This window comes from Chryseobacterium sp. CBo1 (genome assembly GCF_001693475.1).
GTDB classification, from domain to species: Bacteria; Bacteroidota; Bacteroidia; order Flavobacteriales; family Weeksellaceae; genus Chryseobacterium; species Chryseobacterium formosense.
Genome location: NZ_MAUH01000066.1, coordinates 1 through 635, shown reverse-complemented (window position 1 = coordinate 635; position 635 = coordinate 1). Strand labels below are relative to the sequence as shown.

The following is a 635-nucleotide window of genomic DNA, read 5'->3' as shown; positions in this document are numbered from 1 at the left end:
TTTACGTTTTGCGTAAAATTATCCGTGATTGCTGCATTGCCTGGAAGTGTTGGGGTAAAACCTGGTGTTCCTAAAGGATAAGTGTCGTAATAATTGACAGACAGAACATGATTGATGGCGGTAGGATATGCATTATTTCCGTAATAGATCTGAATACCGTTTTTACTAAAACCTGTAGAGTTTCTTTCTTCCGTAAGAGGTGTTCCAACACCGCCATGATAATCGGCTGCATCCTGAATATCTTTTCTGATGTATGTGTTTCCGATACCTGCTATTGCCGTATAAATAACGCGTGAAAATTTGTCATATCTTGTTAGCAGCCAATCTCCTGAAGGTCTCATATTGGCATCCTGAGTCAGAATTAATCGATCAGCCTTGTCATATACCATATATTCCCAGCCTTTTCCCGGAAGTTTCTTTTCCACCAGACGGTTTCTGCCGTCGTAACGGTATTGATAGCAAAGATTATTAAGTGTGGTTTCGTCAAGTGAAGCAATTGAAGCCAAAGGCGGAATAACAAAGGCAAGCTGGTTATATTCATTATAAACATAATAAGTATCTGCACTTTGTGTTCCGTCAAGCATTTTTCTTACCAATATCGTTTGTCCCTGTCCATTCTTAAATTCAATGGTTTT

General features: G+C 39.1%; 1 pseudogene. It reads right to left on the bottom strand.

The window, feature by feature from the left end:
* Positions 1 to 635: pseudogene (locus tag BA768_RS21370) on the bottom strand (RHS repeat-associated core domain-containing protein); the annotation flags it as partial.